At 64.5% G+C, this 23469-nt stretch carries 21 protein-coding genes; 10 read left to right on the top strand and 11 right to left on the bottom strand.

The window, feature by feature from the left end; all coding sequences use genetic code 11:
- Nucleotides 1-55: 55 nt before the first annotated feature.
- Nucleotides 56-562, bottom strand: coding sequence for a winged helix-turn-helix transcriptional regulator (locus tag BI327_RS40325; RefSeq protein ID WP_076867190.1), 507 nt, complete (start codon nt 560-562; stop codon nt 56-58).
- A gap of 113 nt (nt 563-675) precedes the next feature.
- On the opposite strand from BI327_RS40325, the gene BI327_RS40320 reads away from it, so the two are divergent.
- The 4 genes from BI327_RS40320 to BI327_RS40305 are packed head-to-tail and all read left to right on the top strand — an operon-like array spanning nt 676 to nt 3672.
- Nucleotides 676-1281 (top strand): VOC family protein, encoded by a 606-nt coding sequence (locus tag BI327_RS40320; protein WP_076867189.1) that lies wholly within the window; start codon nt 676-678, stop codon nt 1279-1281.
- A gap of 57 nt (nt 1282-1338) precedes the next feature.
- Nucleotides 1339-1989: an isochorismatase family cysteine hydrolase gene (locus BI327_RS40315; RefSeq protein ID WP_076867188.1), complete on the top strand. Its 651-nt coding sequence runs from the start codon at nt 1339-1341 to the stop codon at nt 1987-1989.
- Nucleotides 1986-3359: an epoxide hydrolase family protein gene (locus tag BI327_RS40310; protein ID WP_083742424.1), complete on the top strand. Its 1374-nt coding sequence runs from the start codon at nt 1986-1988 to the stop codon at nt 3357-3359. The genes BI327_RS40315 and BI327_RS40310 overlap by 4 nt, the downstream gene beginning before the upstream one ends.
- Nucleotides 3360-3378: 19 nt before the next feature.
- On the top strand, nt 3379-3672 hold the full coding sequence (locus BI327_RS40305) for a putative quinol monooxygenase (RefSeq protein WP_076867187.1): 294 nt from the start codon (nt 3379-3381) through the stop codon (nt 3670-3672).
- Between the two features lie 43 nt (nt 3673-3715).
- On the opposite strand, the gene BI327_RS40300 is transcribed toward BI327_RS40305, so the two are convergent.
- The 5 genes from BI327_RS40300 to BI327_RS40280 all read right to left on the bottom strand — a co-directional run bounded on the left by BI327_RS40300 (nt 3716) and on the right by BI327_RS40280 (nt 9017).
- Entirely contained in the window at nt 3716-4606 is an 891-nt protein-coding gene (locus BI327_RS40300; protein ID WP_076867186.1) for an MBL fold metallo-hydrolase, read from the bottom strand.
- A 94-nt stretch (nt 4607-4700) separates the two neighbouring features.
- Nucleotides 4701-5753, bottom strand: coding sequence for a histidinol-phosphate transaminase (hisC, locus tag BI327_RS40295; RefSeq protein ID WP_076867185.1), 1053 nt, complete (start codon nt 5751-5753; stop codon nt 4701-4703).
- A gap of 103 nt (nt 5754-5856) precedes the next feature.
- On the bottom strand, nt 5857-6708 hold the full coding sequence (locus BI327_RS40290; protein WP_076867184.1) for an FAS1-like dehydratase domain-containing protein: 852 nt from the start codon (nt 6706-6708) through the stop codon (nt 5857-5859).
- A gap of 27 nt (nt 6709-6735) precedes the next feature.
- Nucleotides 6736-7836: a CaiB/BaiF CoA transferase family protein gene (locus BI327_RS40285; protein ID WP_076867183.1), complete on the bottom strand. Its 1101-nt coding sequence runs from the start codon at nt 7834-7836 to the stop codon at nt 6736-6738.
- A gap of 11 nt (nt 7837-7847) precedes the next feature.
- Entirely contained in the window at nt 7848-9017 is a 1170-nt protein-coding gene (locus tag BI327_RS40280; RefSeq protein ID WP_076867182.1) for an acyl-CoA dehydrogenase family protein, read from the bottom strand.
- Between the two features lie 122 nt (nt 9018-9139).
- Here BI327_RS40280 and BI327_RS40275 point away from each other — a divergent pair, with 122 nt between their 5' ends.
- Nucleotides 9140-10063: a LysR substrate-binding domain-containing protein gene (locus tag BI327_RS40275; protein WP_076867181.1), complete on the top strand. Its 924-nt coding sequence runs from the start codon at nt 9140-9142 to the stop codon at nt 10061-10063.
- 123 nt (nt 10064-10186) lie between these two features.
- Here BI327_RS40275 and BI327_RS40270 read toward each other — a convergent pair whose 3' ends face one another.
- Together BI327_RS40270 and BI327_RS40265 are read right to left on the bottom strand one after the other, a co-directional pair.
- On the bottom strand, nt 10187-10780 hold the full coding sequence (locus BI327_RS40270; protein WP_076867180.1) for a thiamine pyrophosphate-dependent enzyme: 594 nt from the start codon (nt 10778-10780) through the stop codon (nt 10187-10189).
- A complete protein-coding gene (locus BI327_RS40265) occupies nt 10780-11340 on the bottom strand; it encodes a thiamine pyrophosphate-binding protein (RefSeq protein ID WP_089025730.1) in 561 nt (186 codons plus the stop codon). Before BI327_RS40265 ends, BI327_RS40270 begins: the two co-directional genes overlap by 1 nt.
- A 368-nt stretch (nt 11341-11708) precedes the next feature.
- On the opposite strand from BI327_RS40265, the gene BI327_RS40260 reads away from it, so the two are divergent.
- Together BI327_RS40260 and BI327_RS40255 are read left to right on the top strand one after the other, a co-directional pair.
- Complete coding sequence (locus BI327_RS40260) at nt 11709-13436, top strand: adenylate/guanylate cyclase domain-containing protein (RefSeq protein WP_076867179.1); 1728 nt, start codon at nt 11709-11711, stop codon at nt 13434-13436.
- 170 nt (nt 13437-13606) lie between these two features.
- Nucleotides 13607-14560: an ABC transporter substrate-binding protein gene (locus BI327_RS40255; protein WP_083742426.1), complete on the top strand. Its 954-nt coding sequence runs from the start codon at nt 13607-13609 to the stop codon at nt 14558-14560.
- Between the two features lies 1 nt (nt 14561).
- On the opposite strand, the gene BI327_RS40250 is transcribed toward BI327_RS40255, so the two are convergent.
- Nucleotides 14562-15371, bottom strand: a complete 810-nt coding sequence (locus tag BI327_RS40250; protein WP_076867177.1) for an isocitrate lyase/PEP mutase family protein — start codon at nt 15369-15371, stop codon at nt 14562-14564.
- 67 nt (nt 15372-15438) lie between these two features.
- The gene (locus tag BI327_RS40245) at nt 15439-16338 is read right to left on the bottom strand and encodes an alpha/beta fold hydrolase (protein ID WP_076867197.1); all 900 of its coding nucleotides are present in this window, start codon (nt 16336-16338) and stop codon (nt 15439-15441) included.
- Nucleotides 16339-16445: 107 nt separating this feature from the next.
- Between BI327_RS40245 and BI327_RS40240 the strand changes: the two genes are divergently transcribed.
- A complete protein-coding gene (locus BI327_RS40240; RefSeq protein WP_076867196.1) occupies nt 16446-16955 on the top strand; it encodes a MarR family winged helix-turn-helix transcriptional regulator in 510 nt (169 codons plus the stop codon).
- Nucleotides 16956-17199: 244 nt separating this feature from the next.
- The gene (locus BI327_RS40235) at nt 17200-17445 is read left to right on the top strand and encodes a hypothetical protein (RefSeq protein WP_076867176.1); all 246 of its coding nucleotides are present in this window, start codon (nt 17200-17202) and stop codon (nt 17443-17445) included.
- Between the two features lie 94 nt (nt 17446-17539).
- Here the strand turns inward: BI327_RS40235 and BI327_RS40230 are convergent, their stop codons facing one another.
- Nucleotides 17540-19378: a class I SAM-dependent methyltransferase gene (locus tag BI327_RS40230; RefSeq protein ID WP_245335076.1), complete on the bottom strand. Its 1839-nt coding sequence runs from the start codon at nt 19376-19378 to the stop codon at nt 17540-17542.
- Nucleotides 19379-19977: 599 nt separating this feature from the next.
- On the opposite strand from BI327_RS40230, the gene BI327_RS40225 reads away from it, so the two are divergent.
- A complete protein-coding gene (locus BI327_RS40225) occupies nt 19978-23430 on the top strand; it encodes an outer membrane protein assembly factor BamB family protein (protein WP_076867175.1) in 3453 nt (1150 codons plus the stop codon).
- The last annotated feature ends 39 nt before the right edge of the window (nt 23431-23469 follow it).

The following is a 23469-nucleotide window of genomic DNA, read 5'->3' as shown; positions in this document are numbered from 1 at the left end:
CTTCATTGGTCTGACGGCGATTGCGTTGTCCGCTTCGTCATTGGTCCCAAATGGGTCAGCGGCTCGCCTTGAAGGCTTCCCATCGCGCGTCGCGCTCTTTTTGATATTTGGGTGTCCGCTCTCCAACCATGTCGTCGCGACGCACCGGCTCGCCGCAGGACTCGCAGACCGGGCCGAGCCCGGCCGGCTTGCCGCAGGTGATGTGCGTGTAATTCATGGCGCGGCCATCCCTGGGTGACTTGCACCAGGCCTCACCCCAGGCGCGCAGCGCCATCAGCACCGGAAAGAACGCCGTGCCTTTCTCGGTGAGGTGATATTCGTGGCGCAACGGGTGCTTGTTGTAGACGCGCCGCGTCACCAGACCGTCCGCCTCCAGCTTTTTCAGTCGTGCGGTGATCATCTGCGGCGTGCCGCCGGTCTGTGCCTGGATCTCCTCGAAGCGATGACTGCGCGCGAACAATTCGCGCAGAACCAGTACAGTCCAGCGGTCGCCCACGACGGCCTCGGCGCGGGCGACCGGACACAGCGTTTGGTCAGTCGTGTTGTCCTTGATTTTCGTCATCACGATTTTTTCATCGGGCTTGTTACTATGATTTTCATAGCAATATGGCCCGGCATCATCGCAAATGCAATGGGCCACTTTGGGCCCGGTCTTTCATCACCAAGGAGCGAGCAATGACCACCGAACAGGCGCCGGCAGCGGCCAAAGTCGATTTGAAGCTCGAGGTCGTCGTCATTCCCGTCGCCGATGTCGATCGCGCCAAGCGCTTTTACCAGGACCTCGGCTGGCGGCTTGATGCCGACTTCGTCAGGCCCGACGGTTCGCGCGCCGTGCAACTCACGCCGCCGGGTTCGCCGACCTCGATCCATCTCGGCGCGGGAGCCGGGCTGCCGCGCTTCCTGATCGTCAATGATATCGAAGCGGCACGTGCCGAACTGATCGCGCGCGGCGCCGATGTCAGCGAGGTGTTTCACCGCGGCGCCGAAGGCCGCATCAAGGGACCAGACCCGGAGCGGCCAAGCTATGGCGCGCTCGCCACGTTCAACGATCCCGACGGCAATGTCTGGCTGCTGCAGCAGGTCACGCAACGCCTGCCCGGGCGGGTCGACGGCAACAGCACGAACTTCTCCTCGTCTGCCGATCTCGCTGCTGCGCTGATCCGCGCAGCCAAAGCCCATGGCGAGCATGAGAAGCGGACCGGCGGGCACGATGCGAACTGGCCCGATTGGTACGCCGACTACATCGTCCGCGAGCAGGCCGGCAAGCCGCTGCCGGAGTAAACCAAGCGCGTCATTGCAGCAAATCCAACCGGCCGCCTGGTGGCCAGGGAGTGATCGATGTCCGAGACCGTCTATCCACGCGAGCGAACTGCGCTGCTTCTGGTCGACCCCTACAATGACTTCCTGTCCGAGGGCGGCAAGGTGTTTCCGCGCATCAAGCCGATCGCCGACGAGGTCGGGCTGCTCGACAATCTGCGCCGGCTTGATCGCGCGGTCAGGGCCGCCGGCATCCAGGTGGCGATCGTCCCGCACCGGCGCTGGGAGCCGGGCGACTATGAGGACTGGGATCATCCCAACCCGTCGCAACGTTTGATCATGCAGCGTCACAGCTTTGCACGCGGCGAGTGGGGTGGCGAATGGCATCCGGATTTCGCGCCCAGGCCCAGCGATCTGATCGCCGGGGAGCATTGGGGGCAGAGCGGCTTCGCCAACACCAATCTCGATTTCCTGCTGAAGCAGAAAGGCATCACGCATGTGATCGTGGTCGGTCTGCTGGCCAACACCTGCATCGAATCGACCGCGCGTTTCGCGATGGAGCTCGGCTACCACGTGACGCTGGTGCGCGACGCCACCGCCGCCTTCTCGCACGACATGATGCATGCCGCGCACGAGCTCAACGGGCCGACCTACGCCCATTCCATCCTGACAACAACGGAGGTGATCGCGGCCTTGCCGGCGGCCTCCGATTCCAAGGAGACAGTGAAATGACCACGACATCGAAGACAGCAGTTGCAATCGCGATGAGCCAGCCGACTCCGGAAGCGATCGACCACGACAGACGCAAGCTGCTCACGGGCGCGGCGTTGGGCCTTGCCGCCGTCGGCGCCGCCAGCCTATTCCCCTCGCATCCCGCCGCGGCGGCCACCAATGACGCGATCCGCCCGTTCCGCATCGATATCCCCGAGGCAGACCTGGTCGACCTTCGCCGCCGCCTGGCGGCGACCCGATGGTCCGACAAGGAGACCGTCGACGACGACTCCCAGGGCGTCCCGCAAGCCATGCTGCGCGATCTCGTCCGCTACTGGCAGACCGATTATGACTGGCGGAAAGTAGAAGCGCGGCTCAACGCGCTGCCGCAGTTCATCACCGAGATCGACGGGCTCGACATCCACTTCATTCACGTTCGCTCCAAGCACGACAATGCCCTGCCGATGATCGTCACGCATGGCTGGCCGGGGTCGGTGATCGAGCAGATGAAGATCATCGATCCCCTGACCAATCCCACCGCGCACGGCGGCAGCGCATCGGACGCGTTCCACCTCGTGATCCCGTCGATGCCGGGCTACGGTTTTTCCGGCAAGCCGACCACAGTCGGCTGGGATCCGAAGCGCATCGCGCAGGCCTGGGTCCAGTTGATGAAGCGGCTCGGCTACACGAAGTTCGTGGCGCAGGGTGGCGACTGGGGTTCGCCGGTCTCCAATGAAATGGCCAAGCTCGGGGCACCGGAACTGCTCGGCATCCATGTCAATCTACCGGGCGTGGTCCCGCCCGAGGTGTTCAAGGCGGTCTCCACCGGCGGTCCCGCGCCGGAAAATCTGTCTGCGGAGGAGCAGCACGCCTTCGAGCAGATCAAGCTTCAGTTCGCCAAGCGACGTGCCTATGCGCAGATCATGGGCACGCGCCCGCAGTCGCTTGCGGCGTTTGCGGATTCCCCGGCCGGTCTCGCCGCCTGGTTGCTCGATCACGGCGACGGCTATGCCCAGCCGGCATCGGCAATGCAATCAGCCGTGCTCGGGCATGCCGTCAACGGCCATTCAGCCGGCGCACTGACCCGTGACGACGTGCTCGACAACATCACGCTGTACTGGCTCACCAACAGCGCGATCTCGTCGGGGCGTCTGTACTGGGAGAACAAGACCAACCTGTATCTGCCTGCCAATGTCACGATCCCTGCCGCGGTCACCGCATTTCCCGGCGAGAGTTTTGTGGCGCCGCGGAGTTGGGCGGAAAAGGCCTATCACAAGCTGATCTACTTCCATCAGGCTGAGGCCGGCGGCCACTTCGCGGCATGGGAGCAGCCCGACATCTTCAGCAGAGAAGTTCGGGACGCGTTTCGGCCGCTCCGCGAGCTGATCTGAGACTTGAAAGGAATCCGTCATGTCGAAACTTGCACTCATCGCAACTGTCGAGGTCGCGCCGGAGAAGCGCGATCAGGTGCAGTCGTTACTGTCGGCGCACGGTGCCCGCTCGCTCAGGGATGAACCGGGCACGCTGCATTTCGAGATCCTGGTGCCGCGCGAGGACGCCGCAAAACTGCTGATCTATGAGGTCTACCAGGACGACGCCGCGTTCGAGGCGCATCGCAATGCGCGCTCGATCGCGCAGTTTCGCGAGGAGAGCGCTGGGCTCGGCATCAAGATCAGTGCGACGCGGTGCACGCCCGCCGCGTAGGCCTAGCCGGTTCGCGGCGTCATGCCTGTTTGAGGCTGGAGCTTCACCGAGGAACGGTGTCGAACACCGGCGCGTAGCCACCGCCGTCCCGGCGGATGTGGGCGCAGCGCGCGCCGCGGAAGTGGGCCGGTATGACGAGCCGGCCGCTGTCCGCTGCTTCCGCCAGGATCTTCGTGCGTGTCTCGCGCGCGAGCTGCGGGTCGGTGCAGGATGAGGTGGACAGATCGGGCTGGAAGATCTGCACCGGATTGTGCACGGCATCCCCGCAAAAGATCGCGCGGTGCTGTGGGTAGTCGACGCGCAACCCCATCTGGCCGCTGGTGTGGCCGGGCAGCGGGACGAGCCGCAGACCCCGTCCCAACTCATGGCCGTCGTCGACCAGATCGACACGGCCGGCCTCGACGATCGGAATGACGCTCTGCTCCAGCGCGCGGGCGTGGATCGGCGGCGCGCGGCCGGCATCATGCTGCGCCATCCAGTCCGCAAGCTCGCGGCGGCCGAACAGATAGCGCGCGTTGGGAAAGGTCGGCGCCCAACGGCCATTGTCCTGGCGCGTGTTCCAGCCGACATGATCGACATGCAGGTGGGTGCAGAACACCAGATCGATATCGCCTGGATCGACGCCGCTCGCGCGCAGCCGATCGAGGAAGCCGCTGCCGCGCCGCCGGTGCCAGGCCGGGATCTCGGGGATGTCCTTGTGCTCGCCGATGCAGGCGTCGACCAGCAGCGTTCGTCCGCCCGTCCGGATCACAAAGCTCTGGATCGCGTGCTTTGCGATATCGCGGGCGAGATCGATGAACACCGGCTCCAGCGTGTCGCGATGCGCTTCGATCGAGCCGCGATCATATCCCGGCAGGAATTCGGACAACGGAAGCCCAAAATCGTCGTCTTCGACGATGACGTCGACGGTCGCATCGCCGATCGCAAACCGCATGACAGCTCCTTCCCGGAGAACCGTGCATCTTGCCGCGCGGTCACTATGCAGGTTGGCGCCATCGATCGCAAGTTGCGTCGACGGTGAATGGCGATCAGACCATGTCGCGCAGCAGGCCGAGCAGGCGGCCGCACTCCTCGTCGGTGCCGACCGTGACGCGCAGGAAATCCTCGATCCGCGGCTTCTGGAAATGCCGCACCAGGACGCCGCGCGCGCGCAGCTTCGCGGCGAGATCCGCGCCGCGATGACCGCCGTGGCGGGCGAACACGAAATTCGCAAGCGACGGCAGCACCTCGAAGCCGAGCTCGGTGAGGCCGCCGACCAGCGCCTCGCGGCTTCCGATGATGCGCTGCCGCGTCTCTTCAAACCATGCGTCGTCTTCGATCGCGGCGACCGCGCCTGCGATCGCGAAGCAGTCCAGCGGATAGGAGTTGAAGCTGTCCTTCACCCGCTCCAGCGCCTCGATCAGCGGACGCTGGCCGATGGCGAAGCCGACGCGCAGTCCCGCCAGCGCACGCGACTTGGAGAGCGTCTGGATCACCAGCAGATTGTCGTGGCGCGCCACCAGCGGCACGGCGCTCTCGGCGCCGAAATCGACATAGGCCTCGTCGACCACGACGAGCTTGTCGGGATGCTCGGTCAGCAGCGCCTCGATCGCGGCACGCGGCAGCGCCGTACCGGTCGGTGCGTTGGGATTGCACAGCAGGATGGCGCTGCCGGGCCGCCGGTAGTCGGCGAGATCAATCCGCATCGCGGCATCGAGCGGCACCACCTCATGGCTGACGCCATAGAGGCGGCAATAGACCGGATAGAAGCTGTAGGTGATATCCGGAAACAGCAGCGGCGCGTCGTGCTTCAGCAGCGCCGGGAAGCTGTGGGCCAGCACCTCGTCCGAGCCGTTGCCGACGAACACCTCGTCCGACGTGACGCCGTAGCGCGTCGCGATCGCCTCGCGCAGCGCGGTTGCGCGCGGATCGGGATAGAGCCGCAGGCGGTCCGTCGTCGCAGCGATCGCAGCCACGGCGCGCGGCGACGGCGGGTAGGGATTCTCGTTGGTATTGAGCTTGATGAGGCCGTCGATCTTCGGCTGCTCGCCGGGCACGTAGGGCGACAGATTGTGGACGACCGAACTCCAGAAGCGACTCATGATCCGTGATCCAGGGATGAATGCGATCACAATAGGGAATACGAGGCGCCGATGAAAGCGCCTCGTGATTTCCTCGCATTCCGATCGGCGTCGTGCTCGCGCTCTACCAGGTCGCCGTGCCCTTCATGGTCGGCTGGCCCTCGGCATTGGCGGTCCACAGCTCCATGCCGCCGTCCTTGTCACTGGCATTGATCGAGAACTCGCTGCCCTCGAACAGCGGCTGCACGCCGCGATAGGAAAGCTTCTTCGGCGGCTTGCCGCCGCGCAGTTTCGCGGCGAGCTCGACGATGAAGGAAGCCTGCAGCGGGCCGTGGAAGATCAGGCCCGGATAGCCCTCGACCTTGGTAACGTAGTCGCGGTCGTAGTGGATGCGGTGGCCGTTGAAGGTCAGCGCCGAGTAACGAAACAGCAGCACCGGGTCAGAGACGTGGCTTTCGCGGTGCTGCGCGGCCGGCGGCGGCGGTGCCTTGGCAGGCGCTGAGCTTTGCGTGGTCGTCATCTCGCGGTAGACGATGTCCTGCCGCTCGCGGACCGCCAGCCCGCGCGGCGTCGTCACCTCATGGTTGACCGAGACGAAGCACAGCGTGCCGGTCGAGCCTGATTTCACGGTGACGTCGGCGATGCGCGAGGTGCGCTTGGCGTCGTCGCCGATCCGCAAGCTGTCGAAGAATTCGAGCTCGCCGCCGGCCCACATCCGGCGCGGCAGCGGCACCGGCGGCAGGAAGCCGCCACGGGTCGGATGGCCGTCGGGGCCAAGCTGCGACATCGGAAACACCGGCTGCGCCAGGCACCAATGCGTGGTCCACGGCGCGGCATCGCCGGCCTTCGGCTCACCGATCTCCTGGAACAGCGTCGCGCGCAGCCCCATCACCAGATATTTGGTGACGACGTCGGAGGCCTCCGTGGTCTTGCCAATCCATTGGCGGAGATGATCGAGGTCGAGTTTATCGGTCATGACTGTGTTGCCCGGGCAGGAGGGATGTCAGGAACGTCGGGTGCGCTCGCCGATCGCGGGCACCTTGCCGTAGTGCCTGTCTTCGCCGACCACGATCGCGGCCGGCGCCGGATAGCTGACCTTGCCGTTCGGCGTGTCGATCTCGATGCGACGCAGATGCGGATGCTTGGCGAGGTCGTCCATGCTGTTGACCTCGGCAAAGGCGATGTCGGCCTCCGCGAGCTTCGCCAGCAATTCCTCGCGCGTCAGCCTGCCAAAGCTGTCGCTGACGATCTGGTCGGTGATCGCGCGGTTGCGCACGCGCTCGACCATGTTGGTAAAGCGCGGATCGTCGGGGAGAGTGGGCTGGCCCAGCACCCTGGCGCACAGCGTCTTCCACTCGCGCTCGCTCTGGATCGAGATCAGGATCTCCTTGCCGTCCTTCGAGCGGAACACGCCGTAGGGCGCGATCGAGGGATGGGCGAGGCCGATGCGTTTGGGCGACTTGCCGTCCTCGGCATTGAGCAGCGGCACGGTGAGCCAATCGGCCATCACGTCGAACATCGAGATCCGGATATCGGCGCCTTGGCCGGTGCGGCCGCGGCCGATCAGCGCCTCGAGGATCGCGGCATGCGCGGTGGCGCCGGTCGCGACGTCGACGATCGACATGCCGACGCGCGAGGCGCCTTCGGGGCCGCCGGTGATCGAGGCAAGCCCGCTCTCGGCCTGGATCAGCAGATCATAGGCCTTGCGGTCGGCATACGGCCCGGTGTCCCCGTAGCCCGTGATCGTGCACATGATCAGCTTGGGATAATCCTTGCGCAGCCGCTCGCGCGCGAAGCCGAGCTTGTCCATCGAGCCAGGCTTGAGGTTCTGCAGCAGCACGTCGGCGCTCGCGATCAGTCGTTCCAGCTCTGCGCGGCCGTCCTTGGTGGCGAGATCGACCACGGCGGAATCCTTGCCGCGGTTGAGCCAGACGAAATAGCTGCTCTGGCCCTTCGCCGCGGCGTCGTAGCCGCGGGCGAAATCGCCCTCGGGCCGCTCGATCTTGATGACATGGGCGCCGGCATCGGCGAGGCGTGACGAGCAGAACGGCGCGGCAACCGCCTGTTCGACGGCGATGACGGTCAATCCCTCAAGCGGCAACATGATCTCTGAACTCAGTAGGAGCGGGGCATGCCGAGCACGTGCTCGGCGACGAAGGAGAGGATCAGGTTGGTCGAGATCGGCGCCACCTGATAGAGCCGGGTCTCGCGGAACTTGCGCTCGACGTCGTATTCCTCGGCGAAGCCGAAGCCGCCATGGGTCTGCACGCAAGCATTGGCGGCTTCCCAGGAGGCATCGGCCGCCAGCATCTTGGCCATGTTGGCCTCGGCGCCGCAGTCGAGCCCGGCCTCGTATTTGCGGGTGGCTTCCTTCACCATCAGTTCCGCCGCGCGCATCGAGGCGTAGGCCTTTGCGATCGGGAACTGGATGCCTTGATTTTGGCCGATCGGCCGGCCGAACACGCTGCGCTCCTTGGCGTAGTTGGTGGCCTTCTGGATGAACCACTTGGCGTCGCCGACGCATTCGGCCGCGATCAGGATGCGCTCGGCATTCATGCCGGACAGGATGTAGCGGAAACCCTTGCCTTCGTCGCCGATCAGGTTTTCCGCCGGCACCTTCATGTCGGTGAAGAACACTTCCGTCGTGGCGTGGTTCATCATGGTGCGGATCGGGCGGATCTCCAGCCCCTTGCCCTTCACCTCGCGCATGTCGACGATGAACACCGAAAGCCCGTCAGTGCGCTTCCTGGACTGCTCCTTCGGCGTCGTGCGCGCGAGCAGGATCATCAGGTCGGAATATTCGGCGCGGCTGGTCCAGATCTTCTGGCCGTTGACGACGTAGTGGTCGCCCTCGCGGCGCGCGAAGGTCTTCAGCGATGAGGTGTCGGTGCCGCTGGTCGGCTCGGTGACGCCGAATGCCTGCAGCCGCAATTCGCCGGTCGCGACCTTCGGCAGATATTTTGCCTTTTGCGCGTCGTTGCCGTGCCGCAGCACGGTGCCCATCGTGTACATCTGGGCATGGCAGCCGCCGCCATTGCAGCCGGCGCGCTGGATCTCTTCCAGGATCGCCGCCGCCGCCGACAGCTTCAGGCCCGCACCGCCATATTCTTCGGGGATCAGCACCGAGAGATAGCCGGCCTCCGTCAGCGCATCGACGAATTCCTTCGGATAGGCCATCTGGCGGTCGAGCTTGCGCCAGTATTCGCCCGGAAACTGCGCGCAGAGCTTTGCGACGGCGTCGCGGATGTCGGAATGGTCGTCGGTGTGCTGTTCGTGTGCGGTCATCGGTTCTTCTTATCGCGAGGTTGCGCGGATGCCGGATGAAGCGCCCGCTGTTGTGGGGCCCCGGTAAACTCCCTATGCTGTTTTGTTATAGCGTATGAACCTGCCTTCCAGGATTGGCAAGTATGGATTTCCGCCAGCTTAGGACCTTTGCGTGCGTCGCGGAACTCGGGAGCCTGAGCAAGGCATCCGATACCTTGCGGGTCGCGCAACCGGCGCTGAGCCGGCAGATCAAGCTGCTGGAGCACGAGCTGCGCACCGAATTGTTCACGCGCAACGGCCGCGGCATGGTGCTGACCGACGCGGGGCGGCTGCTGCTGGCGCGCACCAGCGGTATCGTGCGGCAGATCGACCAGATCCGCGACGACATCCAGTCCGCCGGCGGCGCGCCGTCCGGGCGCGTCGTGCTCGGGCTGGTGCCGACGGTGAGCTGCGTGATCTCGGCGCGACTGGCGCGGCGCACGGTGGAGCGCTATCCCGGCATCTCGCTCTGCATCGTCGAAAGCTACAGCGGCCATCTGATCGAGTGGCTGCATCGCGGCGAGATGGACCTTGCGGTGATCTACGGCCCGTCGGTCGACCTGCATCTGGCGGTGCAGAGCCTCGGCCGCGATAGCATCGTCGCGGTCGGTCCGCGCGGCAGCGGGCTGAGCGAGAGAAAGCAAGTCGAGATCGGCTGGCTGCTGCGCCAGCGCCTGGTGCTGCCCAGTCATTCGCACGGGCTCCGCGCCATGATCGAGAACGCGGCGGCGAAGAAGAAGGTCACGCTCGACGTCAAGCTCGAGGCGGATTCGTTCCGGGTGCTGACCAGCCTGGTCGAGGAGGGGCTTGGATACACCATGCTGCCGCCGTCCTCGGTGCGCGGCGAGGTCGCCGAAGGCCGCCTCGAGACCGCGCCGATCGCGCGTCCGGCGCCGCGGCGCGAGCTGACCCTGGCTTCGCCGGTCGAGCATCCCGGCTCGAATGCGATCACGCTGATCGCAAGATTGCTGCGCGACGAGGTCGCCGCGTGCCGCGCCGAGGGGCTCTGGGATATCCAGCTCGCCTGAGCGCGGCGACTCTGATTTCCGTCATTGCGAGCGAAGCGAAGCAATCCATTGTCGCCGCCTGCGCGGAGCGATGGATTGCTTCGTCGCTTTGCTCCTCGCAATGACGAAGTTGGGGACATGTTTTCAGGTCACCGCAAAGCCGAGATGACCGCGGAAGCGGTTCTTGAGGTACGTGCCGTCGCGCGGCGGCAGCGCACGCTCGACTTCGCCGGATGCGATACGGATCCGCGCCAGCCGCGGGCCGCCATTGAGATCGCGCAGGCTCGTGCGGAAGCTTTCGATGCCAGCCATGTCGGCGATATCGGTAACGTTGGTGATGCCCGCGCCGCTCGCGATCACCTCGAGCTTGGCGCCGAGGCCGGAGTGGCTGAGCTGCATGCCGGTTTCGCCGAAATGGCCGTTGTCGAGCACCGCGATCGAGAGATTGCCGGGCTGCTTGGTCGCGATGGTCAGCAGGCTGCCGATGCCCATCAGCTGCTCGCCGTCGCCGGTCACGACCAGCACCGGCCGCTTCGGCTGCGCCAGCGCAAGCCCGAGCCCGACCATCGCGGCGCCGCCCATGGCGCCCCAGAGATAGAAGTTGCCGGGATGCTCGCCGGCGTCGAACACGTCGTAGGACGAGGAGCCGAGCCCGGAGATCACGAGCAGCTCACCGCGCTCAGTGAGCAGCGCCTTCACGGCGGCGCGGCGATCGAGAGTGCCTGTTGCGGCTGACATCAATGCGTCTCCTTGGTCCACTTCTTGCGGCCGATCATCCGCTGCGAGATCAGCACTGCGACCTGCTGGTCGCCGTCATAGGCCAGCGAGGCGGCCGCCGAGATCACCTCCTCGGCGTCGTCGGGGTTCTCCAGCCGCAGCACTGTCGTGCCCATGATCTCGAACGCCTGCGGCGTCGCGCGGCCCATCGGGATCTGCCAGGGATTGAACTCGGCCCATTCGCCGCGCATCGTCACCAGCGTCAGCAACGGAAAGCGGCAGCTCGCCATCAGCGACAGCATGTTGACGCAATTGCCGACCCCGCTCGATTGCATCAGCAGCACCGCGCGATCGCCGCCGAGCCATGCGCCAGCGGCCATCGCCACGCCTTCCTCCTCGGTGGTCAGCACGGTGGTCTTGATGTCGGCATCGGCGTGCGACAGCTTGATCAGCTTGGAATGACCGGCATCGGGAACGTAGGACACCTGCGCCACGCCGAAGCTCTTCAGCGTGCGGTAGATCGCAACCGGCCAGTCGGTGCTGGTCGCGCTGTCCTGGTGAACGGCAATCTGGTCCATCATGGCCTCGGCTCAAGCGTTTTCAGGCGAAGCGGGTACCGGTTCGCGTGAAGAAAACGCGTCAAAACAACAATCGAGAGCTTCGTTCCGATTTGATCGGAGCGGAGCTCTGGGGACGCGCGCTGGCGTGTCCTCACGCCGAAGCCTTAGCCCGCGAGCAGCCATAATTCCCTTCGCATCTGGCGCGCGCAGCTATACCGGATTTGTATAGCCCGCCAAAGCGAGCGAAGCGGCGCCCGGAGCGGCGGCGTCCCCTTGGTCGGAGCGGCAAACAGCCTATGTTTCAGATGCGGAATGGCGGCAGCGCCGGACCGCAGGCAAGGCTATTTTTGGCGTATTGATCTACCCGTCGCATTTTTGGGTATCGGGGCATGATTGTCCGAGATCGGTTTCGCGGCCTCTTTCCAAAGTATTTCCTCGCGCTCTTTTTGGCAGTTGCGCTTCCGCTTGCGATCAATGGCGCGATTGAAGCCTGGTTCGGCTACCGCGATCAGCGTGCGAGGCTGGACCAGCTGCTTGGCGTGCAGGCGACATCCGCCGCCGCTGAAATTCATAACTTCATCTCCGACATCGCGAGCCAGCTCGGCTGGCTGGTCCAGCTGCCCTGGACCGACGAGGCGGATGACGGGCGGCGAACCGACGCCTTGCGGCTGTTTCGTCAGGCGCCCGCCATCGTCAGCCTGACGCTGATCGACAACAATGGGTTGGAACGCCTCCATGTCTCGCGGTTCGGCCTCAATCGAATTGAAAGCCGTACGGACCGGTCGGCCGATCCTGCCCTGGTCGGCGCCCACGCCGGCCGGGTCTGGTTCAGCGATGTCAGCTACAACCGAGGCTCTGAACCCTATTTGACGGTGGCGATCGTGGGCAACCGGCCTGCGGTCGGCGCGGCCATCGCCGAGGTCAATCTCAAGCTGATCTGGGATGTCGTATCGGCGATCACGGTGGGAGAGACCGGCCTCGCCTTTGTCCTGGACAGGCAGGGGCGTCTCATTGCCCATCCGGACATCAGCCTCGTCCTCCGCGGGGTGGAAGAGACGACGTCGCGGCCATTTCGCGCCATACGCGACGCGATCGGTCCGGGAGAAGGCTTTGCCACGAGCCGTGATGCACAGGGACGTCCAGTTGCCGCCAGCGAGGCGCCCGTGGCGGGGCCGGATTGGACCGTCGTGGTGGCGCAGCCGCTCTCGGAGGCTTACGCCCCGATCTACGCCGCCTTGCAACGGACGACCGTGCTTCTCGCAGGCAGCACCATATTCGCAGGGCTGCTCGCCTATGCATTCGCGCACCGGATGACGGAGCCGATCAGGCTGCTCGAGGAGGGGACGGAGCGGATCGGCGCCGGATCGTTCGAGCACCGCATTTCGATCCAGACCGGGGACGAGTTTCAGCGTCTGGCCAACAGCTTCAACAGGATGGCCGGCGAGCTCGCGGTGGCGCAGCAGCACCAGGAGCGGATCACGAAGCTCAAGCGGTTTCTCGCACCGCAGGTCGCCGATCTCGTCGATCGCGCCGGTGACGACAGCGTGCTGGATGGCCGCCGCACCGACGTCGTCGTCGTGTTCTGCGATTTGCGCGGGTTCACCGCGTTTTCCGCCGGCGTCGCCCCTGAGGACGTCATGAGCGTGCTGTCCGGGTATTATGAGGTTCTGGGCAGGGTCATTGCGCAATTTGAAGCGACGCTGATCAGTTTCTCCGGCGACGGGCTGATGGTGCTGGTGAACGCACCCGTTCCGGTCGAGGAGCCGGCGCTCAGGGCCGTCGACCTTGCGGTCGAAATGCAGAAGCGTGTGCAAGGGCTGATCACGAATTGGCGATCTCAAGGCTACCAGGTTGGCTTCGGAATAGGTCTCGCCAGCGGACCGGCGACCGTTGGGCGGATCGGCTATGACGACCGGCTCGATTACACCGCGATCGGCAGCGTCGTGAATCTCGCCGCCCGCCTGTGCGCATCTGCCGCAGATCGCGAAATCCTGATCGACACCGACACCGCGACAAGTGTGAGGGGCAAGCGCTTGATCGAGGATCTCGGAAGTCGCCAAATCAAGGGCTTCGATGAGGCAATTCCGGTATTTGGAATTTCTCATGATGCGCTCTAGCCGAGACGGTTGCGGATGCCAGGCACAATCCGCGGGGCGACTGGCCGGGCATCGTGGGATATGCTCGCCCAGACAGCGGGTGGGCAGCGGGTCGGTCGAGTATGAGTTGCGCTCACGCTAATGCAGCAACGTCGCGCGGACGCCCCAGGCGGCGCGACGTCCTGTTGTTGATGGCGGCCGCCGCGGTCTGGACCTCATCCTCGCACGCGCAGAAGCCGTCCATGCCGGTGATCGGCTATCTCTGTCCGGAATCGCCGGAGCTGTTTGGCAGCCGGCTGAGGGCTTTCCACCAGGGACTTCGCGAAGCCGGCTTTGTCGAGGGCCACAACGTGGCGATCGTGTATCGATGGGCCAGCGGGCAATATGCCCGGCTGCCTGCACTGGCCGGCGAATTGATCGCGCGCGACGTCGATCTGGTGGTTGCGCCCGGCGGCGCGCCCGTTGCGCTTGCCGCAAAGGCCGCCGGCGTCACCAAGACAATCGTGTTTGAGATGGGCGGCGACCCCGTTCAATTGGGTGTGGTGGACAGCCTGTCGCGACCGGGAGGCAATATCACGGGCGTCTCGAGCCTGAGCGTCGACGTGTCGCCAAAACGACTCGAATTGATGCAAGAGCTCCTGCCGGCGGCGACCACGCTGGGGGTCGTCACCAACCCGACGAGTCCAACCGCCGGCTCGCAATTGCAGCGGCTGCACGCCGCCGCCGAAACCCTAGGGGTCCATCTGAAGATATTCAGCGCGAGCAAGGCAGAGGAATTTGAATCCGTATTCGCTTCGGTGGCGCGAGAATCGGCAAACGCGTTGGTTTTCACCTCCGATCCCTATTTTGCGTTTCGTAGCCAGCGATTGGCCGATCTCGCGATGACCTATGGCGTTCCGGCAATCACGCAAACGCGGGACTTCCCCTTGGCCGGAGGATTGATGAGTTATGGCGGAGATTTCATGCAGTCGCATCGACGGGCGGGCATCTACGCCGGCCGGGTTCTGAAGGGGGAGAAGCCCGCCGATCTTCCGGTACAGCTGGTGACCAAGGTCGAGTTCGTCATCAACCTGAGGACCGCCAAGCTGCTTGGCCGCGAGTTCTCTCCTTCAGTCGTCAGCGGCGCCGACGAGGTGGTCGAATAGGCTATGCGTTCGCGTTCGGCTGCAGAAACGTGCCGTATTGCTTGCTGGCGGCGACCGCGGCGGCGGCCTGTCCGATCACGCGCATCGCCGCCATCATCGGCCACGGTCCAAGGCTGATCCGGCGCACACCGGCACGGGCGAGATCGCCGATTGCGGGAACGCCCTGTGTCACCATGATGTTGACCGGCAGCGGCGTCAGTTGCACGAAGCGCTCGATCAGCGCGAGGTCGGTGAGTCCAGGCACGAAGATTCCATCGGCGCCGGCATCGGCATAGACCCTTGCGCGCCTGGCCGCTTCATCCAGGCATTGCTCCGGCGAGCCGAATTTCAGCAGAAACGGATCGGTACGCGCATTGATGAAGAGGTCAATTCCGAGCTTTTGCGCGGCACCCCGGATGGCCGTGATCTTCGCGGCGTGCTGCTCGGGATCGACGAGCTGTCGCTTTCCGCCCAAAAGCCCGTCCTCGATATTGATGCCGATGGCACCGGCCTTCAGGATCCTGGCCGCCGAATGCGCGGCCGCCTCCGCGGTGTCGCCATATCCGGCCTCCAGATCGATCGATACCGGAACTGACACCGAAGCGGTCATCCGCGCGACCAGGCCTTCCACCATGTCGAGCGGAGCATTCTCGCCGTCGGCGTAGCCGAGCGCGGAGGCGACTGCCCCGCTACTGGTCGCCACCGCCGGCGAGCTCTTCGCGATGGCCTTGGCGGTGGCGACGTCCCAGGCGTTGAACAGGACGAGCGGGTCGCCCTTCCTGTGCAGACTGCGAAACGTTTCGGCAAGGTGTTGCTGTGTCGTGGCGTCCATTGCGCGCACTCCTTCTCAGAGAATTTGAAAAACGCTTTGGCGCGGCCGCTGGTTGCGGCGCGCTCGCTCAGTCGGCGGCGTGCGTCCTGAACCAGTCCATGATCAGACCGGTGACCTCGGCCTCACGCTCGAGATGCGGGAAGTGCCCGACATCGGGCAAGACAATGCGCTGATGCGGCCCCTTGAAGAGCGGCTCTTCCTTCATCGAATACCGCGCTGTCGGATCGTTGCCGCCATAGATCGTCAGCGTCGGCGTGTGCATGTCCTTGATCGGCAGCCGGCCCGCGACTCCCGCATCGACCAGGCCATTGTAGTATTTCAGCGCCGCCTTCATGGTCCCGGGAGAACTGAGCGTCTCCTTGACCGAGCGGAGATGCTCGTCGTTCGCCAGGGTCGGCGACCACAGCTTCCAAAGGTAGTCGACGAAGGGAAGTCCCTCGATGTTGACCGCCGCGTGAGCGCCGGGCACCGTAAAGAAATAGACATGGAAGACCGATCGAACGGCGTCGGGATCGCTCCTGAGGCTCGGGATTGTGATCGGGTGCGCGGTGTTCATGACCACCGCGGCCTTGATCGCCGACGGTGCCGTGGACAGCGCCTGAAAGGTCGAGGTGCCGCCCCAATCCATGCCGACGACGCGGGCCTGTCCGTCGTCGCTCAGCGCCGCGATCAGCGCTTCGAGATCCTGGCCCAGCACGATCGGATCGAAGATGCCGTCGGCAGGAATCTCGGTCGGCGCATAGCCGCGCAGGAACGGTGCGACGGCACGATAGCCGGCGTCCGCGAACACCTGCAGTTGCTTTCGATACGACCAGGCATTGTCGGGAAAGCCATGCATGAACATGACCAGCGGTCCGCTGCCCTGTTCGAGATAGGCAAACCGCACGCCGTTGGCCTGCACGTATTTCAGGATGGGTTCGTGGCCTGCGGCGCCAGGCCTTGTCAGTGCGGTGCTTCGGGTCGTCATCGCTGCTCTCCACTTCTTGTCGTCGTTGCTCTCCCGGATAAATATGTGCGCAGCGCACATATATGGTCAAGTTGTTTTTTGTGCGCAGCGCACATATTATTCCCGGCATGGAAAACGGAATCGCCAATTTGCTGGGCGCGCTGTCGCTCGCCGTCATGGATCGGATCGAGCACGGCGCGCGCGAGGTCGTCGGCCGCGGCGGCGAGACACCGGCGGCCCTGATCGTCATCGGCTACGGCCAGGGCATGACCAACGACAAGCTCCGGCGCATCCTCGGCCTGTCGCACTCCGGCACGGTCCGGCTGGTCGATCGTCTGGTGTCGGACCGGCTGGTCGAACGCCGCGCGGGCAAGGACGGGCGCGAGGTCGCCTTGCACCTGACGGCGTCAGGCGCCGCGTCCCGGAACGAGCTGCTGGCGTCGCGGATTTCGGCCGTGACGTCGCTGCTGGATGTGCTCTCAGCAGCCGAACGGAAGCAGCTTGCCACGCTGATCCGCGAGTTGCTGGCGCGGCAGGATACCTCCGAGATGGATCGCTTCACGATCTGCCGGATGTGCGACGACAGGGTCTGCACCAATTGCCCGTTGCCGACCAGCAAGGGCCAGCACGGCCACTAGCGAGATGCCTCCATTGTGAAGGACGCGGCGACAACAGGAGCGGCAAATAAAATTCATGCCGCTTCCTTTACCCGTTTGAGTTGAGAGGTTAGCCTCGGACGTTTCTTTAGGGAGTGCTCATGAAACTATTGGTTTGTACTGCCGCTTCGGCGGCATCCATCATGTTCAGCGCAGGGACGGCTTCGGCTGAGTGGACCCCGGCCGGCGTCGCGCGTGTTAACAAGAAAAGGAAGAGGGGGGAGATATGAGGACAATCGCACTCGTGCCGTTTGCCACGCTTGCGCTTGCGCTCAGCCTGTCTCCAGCCTCAGCAGCCAAGAAGGGCTACGCTGCTGCTCGCGCTGCTTGCCTCGCGCAGGCTGGTACAACGGAAGCCATCTTCTCGGCACGCAAGGCGACTTATGCCCAGGGCGGCATCTACAAGGAATGCATGACCGGGAAGGGCTTCGATGTGACGGTCCGGAAGAGTAACGGGGATCGGCTGTACTGACGGACGGCCTACGAGAGTTGCCAGGCGCCCTACGGGGCGCCTTTTGTTTGCAATCATTGCGCACTTCATCTCGTCACGCTCTGGCACCATGCCGTCAGTGCGCGGTCTTGCGCGCCGTGAACACGTACATGTCCCAGAACGTTTCGGGATGATCGATCTCGAAGCGGTGCCACTGGTCGAGGTTGGTCTCGTCGGCCGTGCCCGGAAACTGCTTGCGGAATCGGTCGAGCACCGCCGGATCGTCGAACGGCTCGAACCCCCCGAACGACAGGCCGTGCTCGTTCAGGAAGGCCGCGATCTCGGGGATCGTCAGGCGATGCTCCATGACGTTGAACAGCAGATCGCGGCAACCGCTCATGCTGTAGAAATCCTTGGCGGCGATCAGCGGTTTCCATTGCTCCGCCTCGCGGAAGATGTCCTGCCGGCACCGCCTGATGTCGTCGGCGGTGGCGCGGTAGCCGCGGGCGGCGATGCGGGTGCGGGCGTCCACGATGACGCGGCGGGCCAGCTCGCTGTACAGGCCGATGCGCATCGTGCCGCCCGGCCGCAGCAGCGAAACCAGCACCCGCCAGCCGGCCATCGGCTCGGCAAGGTGGTGCAGCACGCCGACCGACTCGATGCTGTCGAAGCTGCGATTGATTGAGCTCAACTCCAATATATCCGCCTGCGCATAGTCGATGTTGCGCAAGCCGAGCTCGCGCGTCTTGCGGCGGGCATAGGCGAGGCTGCTCATGCTGATGTCGACCGCGAGCAGGCGGGCATTCGGATAGACCTGCGCGATCTGGATCGCGTGCGAGCCGGTGCCGCAGCCCGCGATCAGGATATCCTTTTCGGCCTGCTGTTCCGCGGTGGCGAGGGTTCGTCCTCGTGCCCGATCCGCGGCGAAGGCCGTCAGCGGGTTGACGGTCCAGCGCGGATAAGGATTTTCCTCGTACTGCCGCATCACCTCGACCGAGACGTCGTTCCTGATCGGCGTGAGCGCGGCAATGGCGCTGCGCTCTTCGATCTCCTCGCGCGGCTCGCGAAGCTGCACCCGCAACAGGCCGGCGACGGCCACCGGCCAATCCCGGCGCAACAGCGCGTCCGCCGCCGGGAGGGCGTGAAGCGAGACATAGGCCGCGACCGCCGCCAGCGCGAGCGGCGCGATTGCGGCGCCTGATGCGAGATCTCGCAGCAATCGATCGCGCAGCGCGCCCGCACGTTCGGTTTCCGCCTCGGTCTGTCCATCAATATATTCATTGATGAAGCATTGCCGGGCGAGCGCGCAGGCAAAGGCAACGATATCGTCGTCGACCTCATGCCCGTGTTGCTCGCTCGCGAGGCGCAGCAGCTCGGCGCGTGCATATCCGAGCAGCACCTCGAGCTGCATGCTCGCCAGCGTCGTCGTTTCCATCGCCGCGCGCAGGAACAGGTCGCTGGCGAGCGGGGCGACGCCCTCGCTGCCGAACAATTCGGCGCTCGTCACCGGCAGCGGCCACTTGCCGGCAATCCGTCCGACATAGCTGGTGACGGTTGGGCTCTGCAGGATGAAGCCGACGGCCCTCGCATCCATGCCGAGCGCCAGCGCCTTGCTGAAATGCGCGGCCGCCTTGGCGCGATTCCCCAGCGCCTGGTAGGAATTGCCGGCATTGTAGTGGCAGGCGGCGTTCACCTCGTCCGATGCGATCGCCTTGGTGAACATCTTCGCGGCGGCGCGGTGATCGCCGGATGCCTGCGCGATCAGGCCGAGCAGGTTCAGGCTCTGCACATGGGACGGCTCGCGCGTGAGAATCTGCCGGCAGATCTCCTGCGCTTCATTGAAGCGGCGCATCCCGTAGAAGCGGCTCGCTTCCGCGGCAAGGCCGGCAATGCTGACGCCCGCGGCACCGAAGGCAGGCGCGTTTGGCCTCTCGTCCCGTCGCTTACCGGCCGCACGCCGTTCTTTCCGGTTCATGTTCCGTCAACTGGTCCAATCTGTAAGCGCAGCTAACCCGCACGTTGAGAAGGTCGGCGGTTTGGGGTGGCGCATCAACCATGCCCGGCAGACATAGGGCCGATCGCGCCAACCGCCAAGGATAATCTCCCATCCGGCTGATGGGGGCGTGCGCCCTGGACGCCGCCAGGGCCGCCCCGTCGGCCGGCGATCCAATCGAGGAGCCACGACGCTGCGCCATTAGCCTTTAGTCGCTCGATATCCCGATGACGGCACCCTCGGAGCATTTCATTGCAGCAACAACTCCGACAAGGAATGCTCCACGTCGAAGCCTGCGCGGGGCAACTTGAAGTCTGGCCGCGTGAAATGACGGTGTGCGCCAGGTCAACATGCGAGCGACTGCGTCGCTATGGTACACTTCGTTAAATGCAACCTATAATTGAGTCTTCAATCGCGTAAAAACGACCCGCGCAAAATAGCAAGTCCGGAAGAATTTGGCGCTTAGCATCCAAGCTCCGCCAATTCGGAGCAGCATTCGGCGGAATCAGCTCGATCGAAACCTGGAAATGGCGCCCCACCGGGCCGCTTGCCGCTGCTCTTTTCTTGACCGGAGTATGACAATGCCAACCCTCACAGCCTCCGCCGCCACGACCAACTGGACCAAGCCGCTGCCGCATCACGCGTCCTACGGGTTTCCGTGCCTCGCTTACGACCAGATGTGGCTGTGCTTCGACAGCAATGTCTACGGCTATGATCGAGTGACCGGCGCGCTGCGGTATCAGTTGACCGGATTCAACGGCGACGCGCGTGCGGTGCAGCCATTCGATGATGGCCTGATGGTCGTGAGCACCGACGGCAATGTCTACCGAGCGGATATTACAGGACAGGCCGCCCCCCGCGCGATTGGCCGCTACAACACTGATCCGGGCTGGGTGCGGCCGCAATCCGGATCCGTCTATCTCTTCGCGCAAAAAACCGGCGTCTGGCGCGTTGCGCCGACGAACGGCGGCCAGGTGATCGGCGACGTCCCCAATCCGCAGATCCGTGACTTCCCGGTCCTGGCGCCCGGCGCGGTGCTGGTGCCCCGCGTGCCGAATTTCATCGACGTGTTCGATCCGCACACGCTTGCGTTTCGCAACACCGTCACCGTTCCGGGACTGAGCATCGCCAACTTCGTCGGCGGTGCGTCCAATGGACCGGTGACGTTCTTCGTTCTCAATGACACCACGGTGATCGCGCTGGACCCCACGCTGAGAAGCCTGGCCTGGCGCGTCGACGCCAACGCGAAGCTGACCCACGCCGCCACCGCCGATCCGAAATATTGCTATGCCGGCACGACCGATGGCCGGGTGTTCGTCTTCGACGCCGTCACTGGCAAGGCGGTGCTGCAAATGCAGTTCGGCTCGGGCCCGATAGAGGGGGTGTTCCAGGACGAGGGGCTGGTCTACGCCGTCTGCACCGAGAACAACGGCCGCGACATCTTCATCTACGCGGGCGATCCGGAGACTGGCACCGTGGCCAAGCACAGGACCGGCCAGTATGGCTCGATCGTCGGCGTCGACCACGGCGTCGTCTACTACACCGACAAGGACACCGTCGGCGCCGTGCGCCTCGCCGATATCGTGCGCGAGTTCTATGCCGAGTCCGTGCTGGTGCAGGATTTCGCCTTTGCGGGCGGAAAGGAAGAAAAGCGACCTGCGGTCCACTCCGAAATCACGCTCTACGACCGCAATGGCAGTCCATGGGCAATGCAGACGGTGCTGGTCGGCTGCACGAGCCCGATCACGATCGAGAGTGGCGGCGCCTCGTACCGGATCGACGCCCAATCCACCGCCTCGCTCAAGACCGATGGCTGCGGAAAGCTGCGCATCGACATGCCGCCAGGAGACGTCGACTCCAAGGGCATATTCCGCAGCGGACTGACCAGCCCGGCCCTGACATTGTTCACGAGCTTCATGGACCCCGACGACCGGGTTCTCGTCCGGCCCGACGCACAGTTACATGACGAATTGGGGAAAGTGACCCAATCGCGGCTGCAAAACGCGCAAGACTATGACAAGAATTTTATCGTTGCTGACAAATATCGCAACGACAACGGGGTCATGGCGAATGTCGCGGCCATGATCAATGCCACCTCCGGCATGGTAAAGGGCTCGCTCGAGAACAGAAACATGCTGCTCGCTGCGTCCGGCAAGCGTTACCTCGCGCCGGGCTGCGATATGGCCACCATTTGCTGCTGCAAGGCCGGCGACTACGCTTGCAAGCTTGTCTGCAAGGAGGCCTTCGCGTTCGACCTTGATCCCGCGCGGTCGACCTTCGCATATCTGGCGACCAAGGACGAGATCGAGCGCTGGCTCGCGCAGCACCCGGTCAGCCACGAAAGCCTGCTGATGTCGTGGGGCGATCTGTGGGACGCGGTGAAAAGCGGCGCCGCCAAGATCAAGAATGCCGTTGTCTACGCCGCCAGGCAGATCGAGGACAAGGCCAAGGACGTGGTCAAGACTGTCGTGACGGCAGTCGTCAACGGCATAGAACGGACGATGGACTTCATCGTCGATACGGTCGAGCACGCGATCGGCATCATCCATGGCATCTTCAACGAGATCGTCGGCGCCATCGACAAGGTGCTGCAGAGCCTGAGCCTGATTTTCAACTGGACGGCCATCGTTGAACTCAAGAACGAGATGAAGGCGAAAGTCGAGCAATCCTTCGATCGGTTGCTCAAGCCGACGACCCCGGGCGGCAAGAGCCTGCTGACGCGGGCGCGGGAGAGAGGCAACGGGGCCTTCGCCGAGCTGCGCGGCAAGCTCGATCGTGCGTTCGACGAGCTCGGCGGCATCATCGGCGCGGATTCCGGAGCGGCGGTGCAGAACCGTAATGCCGGCAAGAACAACCCGGCCAAAGGAGGGGCGACCTCGAACTGGCTGCAGTCGAAGATGAGCGACAGTCTTCTGAGCAGTCAGGCCATGCAGGCGCATCAGCCGTCGGCAGCGGCGGCGCCTGGCGCTACGGTCGCAATCCCCGAGTTCACTCTGCCGGAGGGCCTTCAAGGCGAGATATCACGATTCCTCGACGACCTTCAGTCGAAGGTCACGGCTGATGTCAGTGAAACCATCGAGCGGCTGAAGAGCACGCTGAGTACCGCGACCAGCGATCTCTTTTCCCAGAGCTTCCGCTTCTTCCTGGATCTGGTCCGCGGCAGCCTGCACATAGGCCTGGACGTCGTGAGCGCGGTGTTCGACACCGCGATGCGCCTGCTGGAGAAGCTGCTGACGGCCGTATGGTCGTACATCCGGGATAATCCCATTACGATCCCATTTGTGTCCGACCTCTATCAGTCCGTGGTCGGAAGCCAACTGACCGGCCTCGACCTGGCCTGTCTGCTGATCGCGGTGCCGGGCTCACTGGCGGTTGCAGCCATCTCCAGCGGCCGCCGCGCCCTCGCCGGGACGACGCAACTCTTGGGCATCCTCGCCGGCATCTCCCAGGTGGTTTGGTCGCTCGTTGCCGGTACGCTCGGTGCGGTAACCACGTTGTTCGTGGATAAGATCGACGCATTCACGCCGTTGGGAAAGGCTGTCTTCGCCTCCACAAGGTGCATGTTGATTGCCGGCTTCGGCAGCGTCGCGCGGGGATTGTTGCTGTGGTCGGAGCTGGACGCCAATGACGGCAAAGATGACGCACTTGAGATCAACACGCTCCTCTGGAGCTTACCGACCCTGGCGGTTCTGGTCGACGCAGCTGCAGTTCCGATGGGCCTGCTCATCAATCCGGTCTGGGTGTCCAACGGCGCGTCGGCGATCGTCTGCACGACCGGCGTGTGCCTGGCGGGCCTGCTCATGCTGTTTGCTCTGGAAAAAAGGGTGAAGAGGGTCCCGGCGATCGTCTTCAACGCCCTGGTGGCCGTGGGCCTGATGGTTCGGCTCGGGACCACCTTCCCTGCGCCGCAGGCCAAGCTCATTGCGATCGCGCTCACGGCAGCCCTCATCGGAGCGTCCGGTGTGGTGAAGATACTCGACGCGGCCGGTGTGGCCGCCGAAGCGCTGCCGTTCGCCTACAAGGAAGCCGTGTAACCAACGACGGGCCGCCGCCCGCACAGAGCGCGCGGCGGC

The sequence above is a fragment of the Bradyrhizobium mercantei genome, assembly GCF_001982635.1.
In the GTDB taxonomy this organism is placed as follows: Bacteria; Pseudomonadota; Alphaproteobacteria; order Rhizobiales; family Xanthobacteraceae; genus Bradyrhizobium; species Bradyrhizobium mercantei.
This window is presented reverse-complemented; position numbering and strand designations above follow the sequence as displayed.